Below are 17,903 nucleotides of genomic sequence, written 5' to 3'. Positions count from 1 at the left end.
CGTGGCGAGATGGATGGGGAGTCATGACTGAGAAGACGCCGAGCCCGGGCGGGGCCGGTACCGCGGCGAACGACAGCTCTGCGGGTGACCCGGCCGCCTCCCGTCCCGGCGGTCAGGTCGGCGGGGACCGCGAGTCGATCGTCGTTCCGCCGGCGATCCTGGCGCAGCAGGCCGGCTGGGCGCAGCCCGGCGAGGCGCCGCGCCCCGCGGGCGGGACCAAGACGGACGACGCCCCGCAGATCTTCGCCTCCAACGTGCGCAAGGCCGACACCTCGGAGGCCGGGTACGACGAGAACCCGCCCGGCGTCGGCAAGCTGGGCGTGGTCCTCGGCACGGTGCTGGCCCTGCTGCTGGTCGGCAGCGGCATCACGCTCTACGTGGTGAACAAGGACGACGGCAAGGACACCGCGGCGGCCAAGCCGGACTCCACCACCGCGCCGCCCACGCCGACCGCCGATCCGGTGCCGCCGATCAAGGACAGCGCCAAGGTGCTGCCGACGGTCACCGGCGACTTCGGCGCGAAGGCCGAGATCCAGGTGCCGGGCGAGCCCTCCGACGGCTCCTTCGTGGTGAAGGTGCTGTCCGAGGGCAACGGCCCCAAGGTGGAGAAGAACTCCTGGGCCTCGGTGGACTACACCGCCAAGGACTGGAACACCGGCAAGGACATCCCGAGCTCGTACGACTCCGGGAACAAGCGGCAGATCTTCCAGGCCGGCACCGACGCGCTGATCCCGGCGCTGGACCAGGCCGTGGTCGGGAAGAAGGCCGGCAGCCGGCTGCTGGTGGTGGCCCCGCCGGCCGCCGCCTTCGGCTCCCAGGGCAAGCCCGACATGTCGATCGGGGCCAAGGACGACCTGATCTTCGTGATCGACGTCCGCAACAGCACCGCGCCCGACGCCGTGGTGAGCGGTACCGTCACCCCGCCGCCGGCGGACTTCCCGCAGGTCAAGGACAACGGCAAGAAGCCGGCCGAGATCACCCCGGTCGCCGGGGCGAAGGACCCGACCGAGCTGAAGTCGCACGTCCTGATCAAGGGCACCGGCCCGAAGGTGGAGAAGGGCGAGAAGGTCGTCGTCCAGTACACCGGCGCGCTGTTCTCCAGCGGCAAGGTGTTCGACTCCTCGCTCAGCAAGGGCCAGGCGTTCACCTTCCCGGTGGGCGGCAGCCAGGTCATCGCGGGCTGGGACCAGGGCCTGGAGGGCCAGACGGTCGGCAGCCGGGTCGAGCTGGTGATCCCGGCCGCGCTGGGCTACGGCGACAAGGGCCAGGGCGACATCCCGCCGGGCGCGGCGCTCGTCTTCGTGGTGGACATCCTGGACGCCGGTCAGGGCTGATCCACTTTCGGGTGACAATGGTGGACGTGTGACCTTCGGGTCCGGCCGCGTGGCCGGACTCGGACGGGCGGCGGGTGCCCGTACGGTGGTCTGCCCGGACGGTCGTCCGGTCGGACCGGGTGCGGGCGCCCGCCGCTTGGTCGTGAATGCAAGCGAACGTGAGAAGAGGGACCGTGAACCTGAACGAGAAGCCCGAGATCGACTTCCCGATCGGTGACGCTCCGAAGGAGCTGCAGATCCGCGACATCGTCGTCGGTGACGGCGCGGAGGCCAAGTCGGGCCAGGTCGTCAAGGTCCGCTACGTCGGCGTGACCTTCGAGACCGGTGAGGAGTTCGACGCGAGCTGGAACCGGAGCCCCAACGAGTTCAAGTTCCCGCTGGGCGGCGGCCGTGTCATCAAGGGCTGGGACCAGGGCGTCGTCGGCATGAAGGTGGGCGGCCGTCGCGAGCTGACCATCCCGTCGCACCTGGCGTACGGCGCCCAGTCGCCGACCTCGGCGATCCCGCCGCACTCGACCCTGATCTTCGTGGTCGACCTGCTGGGCGTCTGAGCCTGCCGAGACCGTGGGCCGGACCCCTCGGGGGGCCCGGCCCACGGGCCTGTCCGGGCCGGAACGGCCCGGCGCGGGCAGGAGGTGCGGGAGGCCGCTTTTGCCGTGCGTACCGCTACCGGTACGGTCGGTCCCGCCGGGTGGTGATCGCCCGGTTGGCGCACCCCGCGCGCGGCGCGGCACACCGGAAGGGTCAGCGATGGCGATCGCCAAGGCAGAGCGGCTGATGAATCTCGCCCTGTGCCTGATGAACACCAGACGTCCGCTCTCCAAGAAGGAGCTGCGGGAATCCGTCGAGGCGTACCGCGAGGCCTGGCAGAACGGCAGCGAGGACGCCTTCAACCGGATGTTCGAGCGGGACAAGGACGATCTGCGCGAGCTCGGTCTGGTGATCGACGTCGACGAGAGCACCCTGGACGGCGAACTCGGCTACCTGGCCCGCGCCGACCGCAACCGGCTGCCCGAGATCGCCCTGGACGCCGAGGAGGCGGCCGCGCTGACCCTGGCCGCCAGGGTCTGGCAGCAGGCCAAGATGTCCGGCGCGGCCAGCGGCGCCCTGCAGAAGCTGCGCGCGGCAGGGGTGCCGTTCACCGAGGCCGAGGGCCGGACCGCCCTGGAGCCGCGCATCCCCGCTCGGGAGGCCGCGTTCGAGCCGCTGCTCACCGCCGCCCGGGACCGCCGTCCGGTCACCTTCGAGTACCGCAAGGCCGGTGCCGCCGCCGTCGAGCAGCGCAGCGTGGAGCCGTGGGCGCTGGAGTGCTGGCGCGGGCACTGGTACCTGGCCGGGTACGACCGCGACCGGGGCGACGCCAGGGTGTTCCGGCTCAGCCGGATCACCGGCCGGGTGAAGACGAAGCCCGGGGCCTTCGTCGGCACCGTTCCCGAGCACGTGGACGTCCGGGCCACCGTGGCGAAGTTCGCCGGCGAGGGGGCCACCGCCAGCGCGACCGTCCGGGTCCGCCGGGGCGCCGGCTTCCCGCTGCGCACCAAGGCGCTGAGCAGCTCGCGGGTGGACGAGGTCTGGGACGAGCTGGAGATCCCGTACGGGAACGGGCTGGGCGCCGACCTGGCGGAGTTCGGGCCCGACGTGCTGGTGCTCGGGCCGGAGGAGCTGCGGGCGGATGTGATCGACCGGCTGCGGGCGGTCGCGGGTATCGAGGGAGAACGCGCGTGAGCAACGCCATCGACCAGACGCGACGGATGCTGTCGCTGGTCACCTACCTGCGCGAGCGGCCCGGGGCCGAGGTCGCCGAGGTGGCCAGGGCGTTCGGGATCAGCGAGCGCGAGCTGATCGGGGACCTCAACGTGCTGCCGATGTGCGGCACCAGCTTCCGCGGCGGTGACCTGCTCGACATCGACACCGACGGCGAGCGGATCTGGTGGCACAACGTCGACGACGTGGCCCAGCCGCTGCGGCTGGCCGCCGACGAGGCGACCGCGCTGCTGGTGGCCGCCCGTGCGGTGGCCGGGCTGCCCGGCCTGCGGGCCGGGGACCGGGAGGCGCTCACCCGGGCCGTCGCCAAGATCGAGAACGCGGCGGGGGAGAGCGCCGAGGGCAGCGCCAGGGTCGGGGTGACCTTCGAGGCGGAGAGCCACGTCTTCGCCGACATCGACCGGGCGCTCAGCGAGGGCCGCCGGCTCTGGCTGCGCTACTACTCGCACGGGCGCGGCGGGATGACCGAGCGCGAGGTCGACCCGATCCGGCTGCTCACCGAGGGCCACACCTACCTCGAGGCGTGGTGCCGCACCTCCGAGGACCACCGGATGTTCCGCCTCGACCGGGTCGCCGAGATCCGCGTCCTGGACGTCCCGGCCGACCCGCCCCGGCGCGAGCCGCGCGACCTGAGCGGCGGGCTGGTCAACCCGGCGGCGGACGACCCCGAGGTGGTGGTCGAGGTCTCCTCCGGCGGGCGCTGGGTGGCCGAGTACTACACCCACGACCGGGCCGAGGAGCTGCCGGACGGCGGCCTGCGGATCACCATGCGCAGCGCCGACCCCTCCCAGCTGCGCCCGCTGGCGCTGCGGCTGGGCCGGGACGGCCGGATCGTCTCGCCGCCGGAGCCGGCCGAGCAGGCGCGCTCGGCCGCGCGGGAGGCGCTGGCCGCCTACGGGGAGGGGCGGGCCTGAGCGGTGGAACCCGGGACCAGATTCAAGGTGTACTGCTCCGAGTGCCGGGAGAAGGTCGAGCTCCCGGCCGAGGAGTTCCGGCTGACCCTCGGTCGCACCCCGGCCCAGGCGCACTACAGCTTCGGTTGCCCGCGGTGCGGGGCGGCGGTGCGCAAGCCGGCCGGGGAGAAGATCGTCGAGGCGCTCACCGGGGCCGGGGTGCGCACCATGCGGCTCGTGCCGGCGGAGGGCTGACGCCCGTCCCGGCGGGGGCCGGCGCTCGTCCCGGCGGGGGACCGGCCCCCGTATAGGGTGGGGCGCATGTCCTGGATGCTCGTCGCCGCCGTCCTGCTCGCCACCGCGGGCCTGCTGGTCCTCGGGGTCCTCGCGATCCGGCTCTGGCTGGACGTACGGGCGCTCGCCGAGGGCGTGGACCGGGCCGCGCGGGCGCTGGCCGTGGCGGCCGAGGACCTGGCGGACGCGGTGCCCGGCGGAGGCGACCGGGCTGCGGAGCACAGCGCCCCGGCCGCATAGCACGGCGGGAACCGCGGGGGTACGGGGACTGCTGCGAGCGGGTGGGGGCGGGTTACGCTCTCAAGTGGCTCCTGAACCGCGTACCGGGGGCCGCTGTCCCGTTCGGGCGGCCGTCGTCGTGGCGTCATCCGCAGCGGTTACCATCCGCAGCGGACGGCCCGTCGGGCCGCCATGACTGAAGGTGGTCGCGCATGCGCATCTCGATGACTGCGATCGTGGTGATCGTGGTTCTCGCCATCGTGCTGTTCGGAGCCAAGCGGCTGCCGGACCTGGCGCGCTCGCTGGGCAAGTCGATGCGGATCCTGAAGAGCGAGGCCCAGGCGATGCGTTCGGACGGCGAGTCCGAGCCGCAGGCCGCTCCGGCTCCGGCGCCGGTGGCCGGCACCGCGGGCAGGGCCGTCCAGTCCGCTCCGGGCGCGTCGGCCACGGCCCGTCCGGTGACCGAGCCCGCCGCCGGGGCCTCCGCACCCGACGGCGACCGCCCGCACTGAGCGCGGGGCACGTGACGCGCCTGACGCGCGTCGCACGTCCGGCGTGCGCGACGCACGCGACCACGGAGGCCCGTCGACCGGCGGGCCCCGACGCACGAGTTGAGGACCGGGGTTGAGCAAGCTCTCCAAGGCGTCGAAGACGTCAAAGGATCCTGAGGGGCGGATGGCCCTCGCCGACCACCTGAGGGAACTGCGCAACCGCGTGGTCAAGTCGGTCCTGGCGATCGTGCTGATCACCATCGTGGCGGCGATCTACCACAAGCAGCTGGAGGACTTCCTCCTGAAGCCGCTGCCGCGGTGCGACACCAAGGAGCTGGCCGAGCACTACCACGGCAAGTGCGCCCAGGTCTCCAACATCGGTCTGACCTCCGGCTTCACCTGGATGCTCAAGGTGGCCCTGACGGCCGGCGTGGTCGGGACCGTGCCGATCTGGCTCTACCAGGTCTGGGCCTTCGTGGCGCCCGGTCTGCACCGGCACGAGAAGAAGTACACGGTCGTCTTCCTGCTCTGCGGGACGCCGCTGTTCCTGGCCGGTGTGGCCGTGGCCATCCTGGTGCTGCCGACCACGGTCGACGTGCTGATCTCGTTCACCCCGAACAACACCACGCCGATCCTGCCGCCCGAGGACTACTTCGACATCGCCACCCGGATGGTGCTGGTCTTCGGCCTCGCCTTCGAGTTCCCGCTGCTGCTGGTGATGCTGAACGTCATCGGCATGGTCACCGGCAAGCGGCTGCTGGGCTGGTGGCGCGGCATGGTCATGGGCATCACGGTGTTCGCCGCCTTCGCCACGCCGAGCGCCGACCCGCTGAGCATGCTCGCGCTGGCCGCGCCGATCTGGGCGCTGTACTTCATCGCGGTGGCGATCGCGATCTTCAACGACAAGCGCAAGGCCCGCCGCAACCCGGACGCCGGGCTGGACGACGAGGAGGCCTCGCAGCTGGACCTCTCGGTGCAGCCGGTGTCGGGCGCGGAGAACGTCCAGGCCTCGGCGGCCCCGGCGGCCGGTGCGGCCGTGCCGGCGTCCCGCCGTGAGGAGATGGACGACATCACCTGAGCCGGCCGGCCCTGAGGGAGCCCCGGTCCGCCGCCGCCGAGCGGTGGGCCGGGGCTCTTCGCTGCCCGGGCCCCGGTACTGCCCCGCCCCGGCATGGCCAGGCCCCGGCTGCCGATCCGGACTTTCCGCTGGTCGGGGGGTTCGCGGGTTTCGGCGGGTGGTCTTGGCAGCTTGCATGGCATGTGACATATTACTGGTGTGCTGAAGACCGAAAGACCTCCCCTGGACGTCGTCGTGGTCGGCGCCGGCGTGGTCGGCGCCGCCTGCGCCTACTACGCCGCCCGCGCCGGGCTCGCCGTCGCCGTCGTGGACCGCGGGCCGGTGGCCGGCGGCACCACCGGCGCGGGCGAGGGCAACCTGCTGGTCTCCGACAAGGAGCCGGGCCCGGAACTCGACCTCGCCCTGCTCAGCACCCGGCTCTGGCGGGAACTCGCCGAGCTGATCGGCCCGGCGATCGAGTACGAGCCCAAGGGCGGGGTGGTCGTCGCCTCGACCGCCGCCGGGCAGGACGCGCTGCGCGCCTTCGCCGCCGGGCAGCGGGAGGTCGGGGTCGAGGCCGAGGAGGTGCCCGGCGAGCGGCTGCGCGAGCTGGAACCGCACCTCGCCGAGGGCCTGGCCGGAGGCTTCCACTACCCGCAGGACGCCCAGGTCCAGCCCGCCCTCGCCGCCGCCCACCTGCTGCGCGAGGCCCGCCGGATGGGCGCCGCGCTGTTCACCGGGGAGAGCGTCACCGCCGTCGACCGGGGGCCGGACGGCGTCGTGCGCGGCGTGCGGACCGACCGGCGCCGGCTGGCCGCCCCCGCCGTGGTGAACGCGGCCGGCACCTGGGGCGGCGAGCTGGCCGCACTGGCCGGCGTGCACCTGCCGGTGCTGCCCCGGCGCGGCTTCGTGCTGGTCACCGAGCCGCTGCCGCGGGTAGTCCGGCACAAGGTCTACTCCGCCGACTACGTGGCCAACGTGGCCAGCGGCTCGGCCGGGCTGGAGACCTCCGCCGTGATCGAGGGCACCCCGGGCGGGCCGGTGCTGATCGGCGCCAGCCGGGAGCGGGTCGGCTTCGACCGCACGCTCTCCCAGGAGGTGCTGAGCCGGCTCGCCGCCCAGGCCGCGGGGCTCTTCCCGGTGCTCGCCGGTGTCACGGTGATGCGCACCTACCGGGGCTTCCGGCCGTACCTTCCGGACCACCTGCCGGCCATCGGCGAGGACCCCAGGGTGCCCGGGCTGTACCACGCCTGCGGGCACGAGGGGGCCGGCATCGGGCTGGCCCCGGCGACCGGGCTGCTGATCAGCGAGCAGCTCACCGGCAAACGGCCGGAGCCGGACCTCGCGCCGTTCCGGGCGGACCGCTTCCCGTCCGGGTGACAGCGCGACCGCCTGAGCAGGCTCCCGCGAGAGCCCGAGCAGGCTCCCGCGACCGCCTGAATGGCTGCGCCCGAGACCTGCCGAACGCCCGACACCGCCCACATATGAGATTCCGTCCTGGATTGGAGAAGCCGCCGATGCGCCGCCGCACCCCCGCCGGGCTGGTCGAGGCCGAGCCCGGGCCCGCCCACCACATCGAGTTCGACGGGCGGCCCGTCCCCGCGCTGCCCGGGCAGTCGGTCGCCGCCGCGCTCTGGGCCGACGGCGTGCTCGCCTGGCGCACCACCAGGGTCGGCGGCAGGCCGCGCGGGGCGTTCTGCGGGATCGGCGCCTGCTTCGACTGCCTGGCCACCGTGGACGGCCGCCCCAACCAGCGCACCTGCCTGATCCCCGCCGAGCCCGGCACCACCGTCACCACCCAGGAGGGCCACGGCCGTGCCGACCTCGCCGTCTGACTCCCCGCTGTACGACCTCGCGGTGGTCGGTTCGGGCCCGGCCGGGCTCGCCGCCGCCGTCACCGCCGCCGACCTCGGGCTGCGCTGCGTCCTGCTGGACGGCGGGCCGAGCACCGGCGGGCAGTACTACCGCCACCCGGCGCCGGGCCTCGGCGCGGCCAGGCCGGACCGGCTGCACCACCACTGGTACGTCTACACCGGCCTGGCCGAGCGGCTCGCCGCGCACGAGGACGCCGAGCGGGCCGCCTTCCTGGCCGGACACCAGGTCTGGGCGCTGGAGCGCACCGGGGACGGCTTCGCGGTGCACGTCACCCGCGGTCCCGGGAGCACCGACCGGGCCACCGTCCGGTCCCGGGCGGTGCTGCTCGCCACCGGCGCGTACGAGCGGCAGCTGCCGTTCCCCGGCTGGACCCTGCCCGGGGTGGTCACCGCGGGCGGCGCCCAGGCCATGCTCAAGGCCGGGCTGGTGCTGCCGGGGAAGCGGATCGTGGTGGCCGGGAGCGGCCCGCTGCTGCTCGCGGCGGCCTCCTCGCTGGTCACCGCGGGGGCCGAGGTGCCCGCGGTGGTCGAGGCCACCGCCTACCTCGGGTACCTGCGGCGCCCCGGCGTGCTGGCGGGCGTGCCCGGCAAGCTGGTCGAGGGCGCCGGGCACGGCCGTGCGCTGCTGCGCCACGGCGTCCGGCTGCGGCCGCGCAGCGCGGTGGTCGAGGCGCACGGGGCGGACCGGGTCACCGGAGTCACGGTGGCCGGACTGGACGCCGACTGGCGGCCGCGGCCCGGCACGGAGCGGCGGATCGAGTGCGACGCGCTCGCCGTCGGCCACGGACTGCTCCCGCAGATCGACCTGGCCACCGAGCTGGGTGCGCGGACCCTCACCGGGCCGGACGGCGCGGTCGCGCTGGAGGTCGACGCCCGGCTGCGCACCAGTGTGCCCGGCCTCTGGTCGGCGGGGGAGACCAACGGCGTCGGCGGCGCCGACCTCGCGATCGCCGAGGGCGAGCTGGCCGCGCACGCGGTGGCCGGGAGGCAGCCGGCGGCCGTGCTGCTGCGCCGCCGCTCGCGGCTGCGGGCCTTCGCCGGGCTGATGGCCGCGGCCCACCGGCCGGGCCAGGGCTGGACCGGCTGGCTGCGTCCCGACACCGACGTCTGCCGGTGCGAGGAGGTGCCGGTGGCGGCGATCAGGGAGGCCGTCGAGGAGTTGGGCGCGGGCGATCCGCGCACCGTCAAGCTGCTCACCCGGGCCGGGATGGGCTGGTGTCAGGGCCGGATGTGCGGTCCGGCCGTGGCCTGCCTGGCCGGCCCGGGTGAGCCGTCACCGGACCGGCGGCCGCTGGGCTGCCCGGTGCCGCTCTCCCAGCTGGCGGCGGGGCCGACCCCGGAGGTGTAGGGCGCGTCCGGCAGTTCGCGTCGCGCACCCGGCGGGAATCGTCGGACACGCCCCTGGGCTCGCCGTCGAAGGGCGGGCCGGGGACCTTGTCTCCGGCCCGTCCACTCTAGTAAAATGTCACACCTCATCTAGGAGCTCATGTGTCCATCACCCAGCACGACACCACCCGTCCCTGGCGCGGCATCATGGTCGCCACCACGCTTCCGCTGCGCCCGGACCAGTCCGTCGACTACGACGCCTACGCCGAGCACGTCCGCTGGCTGATCGACTCCGGCTGCGAGGGCGTCGTCCCCAACGGCTCGCTCGGCGAGTACCAGACGCTCACCGCCGAGGAGCGCGCCAAGGTCGTCGAGGTCGCCGTCGAGGCGGCCGGTGACGGCTCCCGGGTCATGCCGGGCGTGGCCGCCTACGGCAGCGCCGAGTCCCGCCGCTGGGCCGAGCAGGCCGCCGAGGCCGGTGCCGGCTCCGTCCTGCTGCTGCCGCCGAACGCCTTCCGGGCCGACCACGCCTCGGTGCGCGCCCACTACGCCGAGGTCGCCAAGGCGGGCCTGCCGATCGTGGCGTACAACAACCCGATCGACACCAAGGTCGACCTCGTCCCCGCGCTGCTCGCCCAGCTGCACGCCGAGGGCTCGATCGTCGCGGTCAAGGAGTTCAGCGGCGACGTCCGCCGGGCGTACGAGATCGCCGAGCTGGCCCCCGGGCTGGACCTGCTGATCGGCGCCGACGACGTGCTGCTGGAGCTGGCGCTCGCGGGTGCGGTCGGCTGGATCGCCGGCTACCCGAACGCGCTGCCGGCCGCCTCGGTGGCGCTCTACGACGCGGCCGTCTCCAAGGACCTGGAGAGCGCGCTGCCGCTCTACAAGTCGCTGCACTCGCTGCTGCGCTGGGACTCCAAGACCGAGTTCGTCCAGGCCATCAAGCTCTCCATGGACATCGCCGGGCGCCCCGGCGGCCCGGTCCGCGCCCCGCGCGGGCCGCTCGCCCCGGAGATCGAGGCGGCCGTCCGCGCGGCCACCGAGAAGGCGCTGGCCGACGGCCACCTCTGAGCCCCGCCCGCTTCGGGACCGCCAGGCCGGCTGCGGCGGCAGCCGGCCTGGCCCCGCGGGCCTGTCCTGCCGACCATCCGAACCTGTACGGGAGTTGTGACCCATGCGCAGCCGTCACGTGTTCCATGCCGTCGACTCGCACACCGAGGGCATGCCGACCCGGGTGATCACCGGCGGCTTCGGCGTCATCCCCGGCGCCACCATGGCCGAGCGCCGGGTGCACTTCCAGCAGCACCTGGACCACTTCCGCACCCTGCTGATGTACGAGCCGCGCGGCCACGCGGCGATGAGCGGCGCGATCCTCCAGCCGCCGACCCGGCCGGACGCCGACTTCGGGGTGCTCTACATCGAGGTCTCCGGACTGCTGCCGATGTGCGGCCACGGCACCATCGGGGTCGCCACCGTGCTGGTCGAGACCGGGATGGTGCCGGTGGTCGAGCCGGTCACCACCGTCCGGCTGGACACCCCGGCCGGACTCGTGGTCGCCGAGGTGCGGGTCGAGGACGGCGCCGCCAAGGCGGTGACCATCCGCAACGTGCCGGCCTACTCGGTCGCCCTGGACCGCAAGATCGAGGTGCCCGGCCACGGCACGGTGAACTACGACCTCGCGTACGGCGGCAACTTCTACGCCATCCTGCCGCTCGCCGAGTTCGGACTGCCCTTCGAACGCGAGCGCAAGCAGGACATCATGGACGCCGGCCTGGCGATGATGGACGCGATCAACGCGAGCCAGGACCGGCCGGTGCACCCGGAGGACCCGTCCATCCACAGCTGCCACCACGTCCAGCTGCTCGCCCCCGGCTCCACCGCCGAACACTCCCGGCACGCGATGGCCATCCACCCCGGCTGGTTCGACCGCTCGCCCTGCGGCACCGGCACCTCGGCGCGGATGGCCCAGCTGCACGCGCGCGGCGAACTGCCGCTCGGGCGGGACTTCCGCAACGACTCCTTCATCGGGACCACCTTCACGGGTCGGCTCGTCGAGGAGACCGAGGTGGCCGGCCGGCCCGCGGTGGTGCCCACCGTCACCGGGCGGGCCTGGGTCACGGGCACCGCCCAGTACTTCCTCGACCCGAGCGACCCGTTCCCGGCGGGCTTCCTGCTCTGACCTCCCCTACCTCCTTCGTTCTCGTACCTCCCCCCGAAGGGCTGCTGGCTGTGACCATCACCTCGTACAACCCCGCCGATCCGGACGACCTCGTGGTCGCCGTCGAGGAGCCAGGAGCCGAGGCCGTGCGGGCCGCCGTCGGGCGGGCCCGGTCGGCGCAGCGCGACTGGCTCGCCGCCGGCGCGGGCGCCCGGTCGGCGGCGCTCGGCCGGATCGCGGACGCCGTGGAGGCGCACGCCCACGAGCTGGCCGCGCTGATCGTGCGCGAGGTCGGCAAGCCGCTCGCCGAGGCGCTCGGCGAGGTCGCCCGTACGGCGGCGATCTGGCGCTACTACGCGCAGGCGCCGTACGCGCCGTCCGGGGCTGTGCACGAGACCGCCGCCGGGCCGGGGCTGCTGCTCACCAGGCGCCGCCCGTACGGGGTGGCCGGGCTGATCACGCCGTGGAACTTCCCGCTGGCGATCCCGACCTGGAAGGCCGCCCCGGCGCTCGCCGTCGGCAACGCCGTGGTGCTCAAGCCCGCCCCCGAGGCGACGGCCTGCGCGCTGCGGCTGGCGGAGCTGGCCGGGCTGCCCGAGGACGTGTTCACCGTGTTGCCCGGCGGCGCCGAGGAGGGCACCGCGCTGGTGGACTCCACCGACGTGGTCTCCTTCACCGGCTCGACCGGCGTCGGCCGGGCCGTGGTGCGGGCCGCCACCGAGCGCGGCGTGCCGGTGCAGGCCGAACTCGGCGGGCTGAACGCCGCGCTGGTGCTGCCGGACGCCGACATCGCGCAGGCCGCCGGGCACATCGCCGCGGCCGTCGCCGGGTACGCCGGGCAGAAGTGCACCGCCACCAGCCGGGTGATCGCGGTCGGCGCCGCGTACGAGCCGCTGCGCGAGGCGCTGGTCAAGGCGCTGGCGGCGGTCGACGACGCGGTGTGCGGACCGGTGATCAACGCCGCCGCGCGGGAGCGCCTGACCGGCGCCGTCTCCTCGGCCGTCGAGGCCGGGGCGAGCGTGCTCACCGGCGGCCGGGTGCCCGAGCGGGCCGGCTGGTACGTCGAGCCGACCCTGCTCGCCGAGGTGCCGGCCGGACACCCGCTGGCGAGCGAGGAGTTCTTCGGCCCGATCGCGGTGCTGCACGCCGCGGCAGACCTGGACGAGGCCGTCGCGCTCGCCAACGACACCCCGCACAGCCTCGCCACCTCGGTGCACACCCGCAGCCTGGACGTGGCGCTGGCCGCCGCCGACCGGCTGGACGCGGGCATGATCCGGGTCAACGCCCCGTCCAGCGGCGTCGACTTCCACCTGCCCTTCGGCGGGGCCAAGGGCGCGAGCCACGGCGACCGCGAACAGGGCCAGGCCGCCCTGGACTTCTACACCGTCAGCCGGACCGTCAGCGTGCTGCCGGGAGGTGCCCTCTGATGTTCGTCCGCACCGTCGACTACCACACGGCCGGCGAGCCGTTCCGGATCGTGCTGGACGGCGTGCCGCCGATCCCCGGCGACACCGTCGCCGAACGCCGCGCCATCGCCCTCGGCGCGGGCGGCAGCGCGACCGCGCCCCGGCCCAGCGCCCTGGACGAGATCCGGCAGCTGCTCAGCCGCGAGCCGCGCGGCCACGCCGGGATGTACGGCGGCTTCCTGGTGCCGCCGGACGACGACGAGGCGCACCTCGGCGTGCTGTTCTGGCACAAGGACGGCTACTCCACCGCGTGCGGGCACGGCACCATCGCGCTCGGCGCCTGGGCCGTGGACTCCGGACTGGTGACGGCCCCCGAGGACGGCGTGGCACGGGTCAGGATCGACGTCCCCTCCGGCCGGGTCACCGCGCTGGTGCACCGGGCCGGTGGCCGGACCACCGGGGTGACCTTCCGCAACGTGCCCAGCCGGGTGACCGCGCTGAAGCTGCCGGTGCGCACCTCGCACGGCACCGTGGAGGTCGCCGTGGCGCACTCCGGCGCCTGCTACGCCTCGGTGCCCGCCGCGGCCTTCGGGCTCGCCGTGGAGCCGGGGAAGCTGGCCGAACTCACCGCCGTGGGACGGGAGATCAGGGCGGCGCTGGCCGGGTCCGAGGCGGTCGCGCACCCGACCGACCCCCGCCTCTCGGGCGTGTACGGGGTCATCCTGCACGACGAACTGCCGTCCGAGGACGGGGTGCTGTACCAGCGGAACGTCACCGTCTTCGCGGACGGGCAGATCGACCGCTCGCCCTGCGGCTCCGGCACCTCGGCCCGGCTCGCGGTGCTCGCCGCCGAGGGGCGGCTGGCCCCCGGCGAGCCGCTGCGCCACGAGTCGGTCATCGGCACGGTCTTCAGCGGCCGGGTCCTCCCGGGCGGCGACCCGCGGGGCGAGGGCGTGGTCACCGAGGTCGGCGGGACGGCCTTCCGCACCGGCGAGCACGGCTTCGTGCTGGAGCCGGGCGACGAGCTGGGAACGGGGTTCCTGCTGTGAGTCCAACCGCAAAGCCCGGCACGGCAATTGTGCCGCTCCAGTACGCCGTGGCGGGAACCGGCGGCGTCGGGCCGACCGGTGCGGTGGGGGCGATCGAGCGGGTGCTGCTGGACGGGTTCGACCCGGAAGCGGCACCCGCCCGGTCGGCCGTGCCGGTACCCGCCGGAGAACTGCTGCTGATGCCGGCCGCCGCCGGGCGGTACGCGGGCGTGAAGATCGCCGGGGTGGCACCCGCCAACCCGGAGCGGGGGCTGCCCCGGATCACCGGCAGCTACCTGCTGCTGGACGGGCCCACCCTGCAACCGCTCGCCCTGCTGGACGGCGCCGCGCTCACCGCGCTGCGCACGCCCGCCGTCACCGCGGCCGCGCTGCGGCGCCTCGCGGTGCCGGACGCGGAGCACCTGGTGCTGTTCGGCTCAGGACCCCAGGCCTACGGGCACCTGGACGCGCTGCTCGCCGTCCGGCCGCTACGCCGGCTCACCGTGGTGGCGCGCAACGCCGAGCGGGCGCAGGCGCTGGCGGCGTACGGGCGGGGGCTCGGGCTGACGGCCGAGGCCGGCGGGCCGGAGGCGGTCCGCGACGCGGACCTGGTGGTCTGCTGCACCACCGCGCGCACGCCGCTGTTCGACGGTGCGCTGGTGCCGGCGCACGCAGCGGTGGCGGCGGTCGGCTCGCACGAGCCGGACGCCCGCGAGGTCGACGAAATGCTGGTCCGGCGGGCCGAGCTGTACGTGGAGGCGCGTACGGTCGCGGCCCGGGAGGCCGGGGACCTGCTGATGGCCGGCGTGGCCGGGCGGCAGCTGTGGAACCTCGCCGAACTGGTGCGCGGTGACGCGCTGGTGCCGGACGGGCGGCCGCGGTTCTTCAAGAGCGTCGGGATGGCCTGGGAGGACCTGGCCGTCGCGGCGGAGGTGTACCGGCAGCAGTAGCCGTCCGGCGTCCGCTCAGTCGCCCAGGAACTCGAGCCGGCTTCCCGGGGTCGCCGCGCACTCGGCGAGCAGGTTCCGCAGTTCGCGGACGGCCGCCCGCTCGGCCTCGGTAGTGCAGCGGGCGAGCAGGGCGGTGGCCTCCTCGAAGGCCGCGCCCGCCTCCTGCTCGTCGAACAGGGTGTCCCCGTAGGGGTCGATCCGGCCGAGCCGGTGGCGGGCCGGATCGGTGTGCCGGGCCAGGGCGATGGTGAGGGCCTCGCCCGGGCTCGACAGGTGCAGCATCCTGGGGCTGGTACGGCGTCCGCCGTTCGGGTGGCCGTCGTACAGCGCGATGTCGATCGCCATGTCGTTACTCCTGGCTGTGGTCGGGAGTTGTGGAGCCGGAGCCGGTGCAGCGGGAAGGGATCCCCCGCTGCGCCGGCTCCTCACGTTTTCCGGTGGCGGGCAGGCCCGGGCAGGCGAGGGCAGGCCCGGTCAGGCCCGGTCGTCGGTGTAGCCGGCGAGCAGCCGGGCCAGGTGCCTGCCGGTGACCAGCAGCGGCTGCTCGCTGCGGGCGACCTGGGCGGACAGCTCGGCGCCCTCCAGGGCGTTGATCACCGTGCCGGCCAGCTCGACGGCGTCCTCCTCGCCGATGCCGGCGGTGCGCAGCCGCTGCGCCACGATGGCCCGCCAGTTGTCGAAGGCCTCGGCGACGGCCTCCTCGATCACCGGCACCCGGCCGACCGTCTCCAGCGCGGTGGTGGTGATCGGACAGCCGTCCTGCCAGTCGGAGGCGCGCAACTCCTCGGCGAGCAGCCGCGTACAGGAAGCCAGCGACTCGCCCAGATCCGGCGAGGAGTCGAGCCCGGCGCGCAGCAGGACGGCGAACTCCTCGTCCCCGTGCCGGATCGCCTCGGCGGCCAACTCCTGCTTGCCGCCCGGGAAGAAGTGGTAGACGGAGCCGAGGGTGGCCTCGGCCTCTCGGGAGATCTGCTTGATCCCGGTGCCCTCGTACCCCTGGCGTTGCAGCAGCCGGGAGGTGGCCCGGACGATCCGCTCGCGGGTGCCGGGCTTCGCGGCGCCCGTCGCGCCGTTTTTCGCCCCGTTCTTCGCGGCGCCCGTCGCGGAGGTCTTCTCGGGCGTCTTCTCGGGCGTCTTCACGCCGTGATTCTAGCCGAGGTGCTGAGTAGAGCGTTCGTTCCAGTCCTGTGCTAGCGTCGGCCCCGGTGCTCTGAATAGAGCGTTCGTTCCAGAGTGAGGGGGAGACGCATGTCCGTGGAGCAGCAGGCGCAGCGGTCCGTGACGGTGATCGGGCTCGGTCCGATGGGGCAGGCCATGGCCGGGGCGTTCCTGGACGCCGGGTACGCCGTCACGGTGTGGAACCGGTCGGCCGGTCGGGCCGGGGAACTGGTCGCCCGGGGCGCGGTGGTGGCGGCCGGCGTGGAGGCGGCGGTCGCGGCGAACGACCTGGTGGTGCTCAGCCTCACCGACTACGACGCGGTCTTCGAGGTGCTGAAGGCGGTGGAGCCGGTGCTGGACGGGAAGGTGGTCGCGAACCTCAGCTCGGACACCCCGGAGCGCGCCCGCGAGGCCGCCCGCTGGCTGGCCGAGCGCGGGGCCGGGCACCTGACCGGTGGGGTGCAGGTGCCGCCGTCCGGCATCGGCAGCTCCGAGTCGTCCACCTTCTACAGTGGGCCGGTCGAGCTGTTCCGGCGGCACCGGGCCGCCCTGGAGGTGCTCACCGGAGCCGACTACCGGGGCGACGACCCCGGGCTGGCGCAGTTGTACTACCAGATCCAGATGGACCTGTTCTGGTCCTCGATGCTCGGCTACCTGCATGCCACGGCCGTCGCCGAGGCCAACGGGATCCCGGCCGAGGAGTTCCGGCCGCACGCCGTCGCCACCGCCTCGCTGGTGCCGCGGCTGATCGAGTTCTACGCGCCGCGGATCACCGCGGGCGACCACCGCGGGGACGTCGACCGGCTGGCGATGGCGCTGGCGAGCATCGAGCACGTCCGGCACACCGCGGAGGACTCCGGGGTGGACGGCGCGCTGCCGGCCGTCCTGGCGGAGCTGGTCCGTCGGGGCGTGGAGGGTGGTGACGGCGCGGCCGGCCTGAGCGCGCTGGTCGGACGGCTCCGCGGGGCGTAGCCGTCCGTGTCAAGCGGAAGATCGTGTGCCGTCGGCCGTTGTCACGGCCGACGGCCGCTGTCACCATGGCGTTCGACGCCACGAGGGGCTCGGGTGGCGGGTGTTCGAATCGCTGACGGACGCGCACGCAACGTAACGTGACATTGTACGCTGGTGTTCTGCACCCACCCGGAGGAACACCATGTCCGACCTCAAATCCCGCACCCTGATCTCCGTACAGGAGCGGCTTCGCGACCAGGTCGCCCACGCACTCCGGGCGGCCCTGATCTCCGGTGAACTGCGCCCCGGCATGGTCTACTCCGCACCCGCCCTCGCCGCCGACTTCGGTGTCTCCGCGACCCCGGTCCGCGAGGCCATGCTCGACCTCGCCCGCGAGGGCCTGGTCGAGGCCGTCCGCAACAAGGGCTTCCGGGTCACCGAGCTGACCGACCGCGACCTGGACGACTACACCGAGATCCGCGCCCTGATCGAGGTCCCGACCGTCGGCCAGGTCGCGCGCACGGCCACCAAGGATCAGCTGGAGCGGCTGCGCCCGCAGGCCGAGGCGATCGTCGCGGCGGCCCGCAAGCACGACCTGATCGGCTACCTGGAGGCCGACCGCCAGTTCCACCTGGACGTCCTGGGACTGGCCGGCAACACGCGGCTGGTCGAGGTGGTCGGCGACCTGCGCAAGCGCTCGCGGCTGTACGGCCTCAACCGGCTGGACGAGCGCGGCGAGCTGGTCTCCTCGGCGGAGGAGCACCTGGAGCTGCTGGACCTGATGATCGCCGGCGACGCGGCCGGGGCCGAGGCCTGCATGACCCGCCACCTCAGCCACGTCCGGTCGCTGTGGGCCGGCGAGGAGAAGCCGGCCGAGCCGGAGCCCTCGGCCCTGCGACTCGGGGCCCGGCACGGCTGAACCGCTCGTTCGGGTGATGGTTGAGGATCGGGCGTCGGAGGGTGTCCGGGTCCTACGATGATGGTCTCGACATCGGCAGCC

20 protein-coding genes are annotated in these 17,903 nt (G+C 74.3%); 18 read left to right on the top strand and 2 right to left on the bottom strand.

The genetic code is table 11. The features are described from left to right. Window positions 1-23: 23 nt before the first annotated feature. From ACZ7C5_RS08900 to ACZ7C5_RS08825, 16 genes are all read left to right on the top strand, one after another. The gene (locus ACZ7C5_RS08900; RefSeq protein WP_188299090.1) at window positions 24-1,334 is read left to right on the top strand and encodes an FKBP-type peptidyl-prolyl cis-trans isomerase; all 1,311 of its coding nucleotides are present in this window, start codon (window positions 24-26) and stop codon (window positions 1,332-1,334) included. Between the two features lie 179 nt (window positions 1,335-1,513). Continuing rightward, a complete protein-coding gene (locus tag ACZ7C5_RS08895; RefSeq protein ID WP_401087758.1) occupies window positions 1,514-1,885 on the top strand; it encodes an FKBP-type peptidyl-prolyl cis-trans isomerase in 372 nt (123 codons plus the stop codon). 199 nt (window positions 1,886-2,084) lie between these two features. Beyond that, on the top strand, window positions 2,085-3,059 hold the full coding sequence (locus ACZ7C5_RS08890; RefSeq protein ID WP_401087663.1) for a helix-turn-helix transcriptional regulator: 975 nt from the start codon (window positions 2,085-2,087) through the stop codon (window positions 3,057-3,059). A gap of 26 nt (window positions 3,060-3,085) precedes the next feature. Continuing rightward, window positions 3,086-4,012: a helix-turn-helix transcriptional regulator gene (locus ACZ7C5_RS08885; RefSeq protein ID WP_188299097.1), complete on the top strand. Its 927-nt coding sequence runs from the start codon at window positions 3,086-3,088 to the stop codon at window positions 4,010-4,012. Between the two features lie 27 nt (window positions 4,013-4,039). Continuing rightward, window positions 4,040-4,246, top strand: coding sequence for a hypothetical protein (locus tag ACZ7C5_RS08880; protein ID WP_380699046.1), 207 nt, complete (start codon window positions 4,040-4,042; stop codon window positions 4,244-4,246). Window positions 4,247-4,312: 66 nt separating this feature from the next. Then, window positions 4,313-4,525: a hypothetical protein gene (locus tag ACZ7C5_RS08875; RefSeq protein WP_401087661.1), complete on the top strand. Its 213-nt coding sequence runs from the start codon at window positions 4,313-4,315 to the stop codon at window positions 4,523-4,525. A 191-nt stretch (window positions 4,526-4,716) separates the two neighbouring features. Further along, entirely contained in the window at window positions 4,717-5,016 is a 300-nt protein-coding gene (gene tatA / locus ACZ7C5_RS08870) for a Sec-independent protein translocase subunit TatA (RefSeq protein ID WP_401087659.1), read from the top strand. Window positions 5,017-5,179: 163 nt separating this feature from the next. Beyond that, the gene (tatC, locus tag ACZ7C5_RS08865) at window positions 5,180-6,073 is read left to right on the top strand and encodes a twin-arginine translocase subunit TatC (RefSeq protein ID WP_401087756.1); all 894 of its coding nucleotides are present in this window, start codon (window positions 5,180-5,182) and stop codon (window positions 6,071-6,073) included. Between the two features lie 198 nt (window positions 6,074-6,271). After that, the gene (locus tag ACZ7C5_RS08860) at window positions 6,272-7,432 is read left to right on the top strand and encodes an NAD(P)/FAD-dependent oxidoreductase (RefSeq protein WP_401087657.1); all 1,161 of its coding nucleotides are present in this window, start codon (window positions 6,272-6,274) and stop codon (window positions 7,430-7,432) included. Between the two features lie 137 nt (window positions 7,433-7,569). Further along, the gene (locus tag ACZ7C5_RS08855) at window positions 7,570-7,887 is read left to right on the top strand and encodes a (2Fe-2S)-binding protein (protein ID WP_401087655.1); all 318 of its coding nucleotides are present in this window, start codon (window positions 7,570-7,572) and stop codon (window positions 7,885-7,887) included. Then, window positions 7,868-9,274, top strand: a complete 1,407-nt coding sequence (locus tag ACZ7C5_RS08850; protein ID WP_470322304.1) for an FAD-dependent oxidoreductase — start codon at window positions 7,868-7,870, stop codon at window positions 9,272-9,274. Before ACZ7C5_RS08855 ends, ACZ7C5_RS08850 begins: the two co-directional genes overlap by 20 nt. A 185-nt stretch (window positions 9,275-9,459) precedes the next feature. Further along, the gene (locus ACZ7C5_RS08845; RefSeq protein ID WP_401087754.1) at window positions 9,460-10,323 is read left to right on the top strand and encodes a dihydrodipicolinate synthase family protein; all 864 of its coding nucleotides are present in this window, start codon (window positions 9,460-9,462) and stop codon (window positions 10,321-10,323) included. A gap of 103 nt (window positions 10,324-10,426) precedes the next feature. Beyond that, window positions 10,427-11,431 (top strand): proline racemase family protein, encoded by a 1,005-nt coding sequence (locus ACZ7C5_RS08840; RefSeq protein WP_401087652.1) that lies wholly within the window; start codon window positions 10,427-10,429, stop codon window positions 11,429-11,431. 50 nt (window positions 11,432-11,481) lie between these two features. After that, window positions 11,482-12,837, top strand: coding sequence for an aldehyde dehydrogenase family protein (locus ACZ7C5_RS08835; RefSeq protein WP_401087650.1), 1,356 nt, complete (start codon window positions 11,482-11,484; stop codon window positions 12,835-12,837). Further along, the gene (locus ACZ7C5_RS08830; protein ID WP_401087648.1) at window positions 12,837-13,865 is read left to right on the top strand and encodes a proline racemase family protein; all 1,029 of its coding nucleotides are present in this window, start codon (window positions 12,837-12,839) and stop codon (window positions 13,863-13,865) included. The genes ACZ7C5_RS08835 and ACZ7C5_RS08830 overlap by 1 nt, the downstream gene beginning before the upstream one ends. Then, on the top strand, window positions 13,862-14,794 hold the full coding sequence (locus ACZ7C5_RS08825) for an ornithine cyclodeaminase family protein (protein ID WP_401087646.1): 933 nt from the start codon (window positions 13,862-13,864) through the stop codon (window positions 14,792-14,794). Before ACZ7C5_RS08830 ends, ACZ7C5_RS08825 begins: the two co-directional genes overlap by 4 nt. Window positions 14,795-14,809: 15 nt before the next feature. Here the strand turns inward: ACZ7C5_RS08825 and ACZ7C5_RS08820 are convergent, their stop codons facing one another. Together ACZ7C5_RS08820 and ACZ7C5_RS08815 are read right to left on the bottom strand one after the other, a co-directional pair. Continuing rightward, window positions 14,810-15,139 (bottom strand): hypothetical protein, encoded by a 330-nt coding sequence (locus tag ACZ7C5_RS08820; protein ID WP_401087644.1) that lies wholly within the window; start codon window positions 15,137-15,139, stop codon window positions 14,810-14,812. Window positions 15,140-15,268: 129 nt separating this feature from the next. Continuing rightward, entirely contained in the window at window positions 15,269-15,826 is a 558-nt protein-coding gene (locus ACZ7C5_RS08815) for a TetR/AcrR family transcriptional regulator (RefSeq protein WP_470322323.1), read from the bottom strand. Between the two features lie 216 nt (window positions 15,827-16,042). Between ACZ7C5_RS08815 and ACZ7C5_RS08810 the strand changes: the two genes are divergently transcribed. Beyond that, a complete protein-coding gene (locus ACZ7C5_RS08810; RefSeq protein WP_470322303.1) occupies window positions 16,043-16,924 on the top strand; it encodes an NAD(P)-dependent oxidoreductase in 882 nt (293 codons plus the stop codon). A 181-nt stretch (window positions 16,925-17,105) separates the two neighbouring features. Continuing rightward, window positions 17,106-17,822: a GntR family transcriptional regulator gene (locus tag ACZ7C5_RS08805; protein ID WP_401087640.1), complete on the top strand. Its 717-nt coding sequence runs from the start codon at window positions 17,106-17,108 to the stop codon at window positions 17,820-17,822. Window positions 17,823-17,903: the final 81 nt, after the last annotated feature.

The organism is Kitasatospora sp. NPDC036993, from assembly GCF_055607525.1.
Note: the sequence above shows the minus strand (reverse complement) of the source record. Positions and strands in the feature narration are given on the sequence as shown.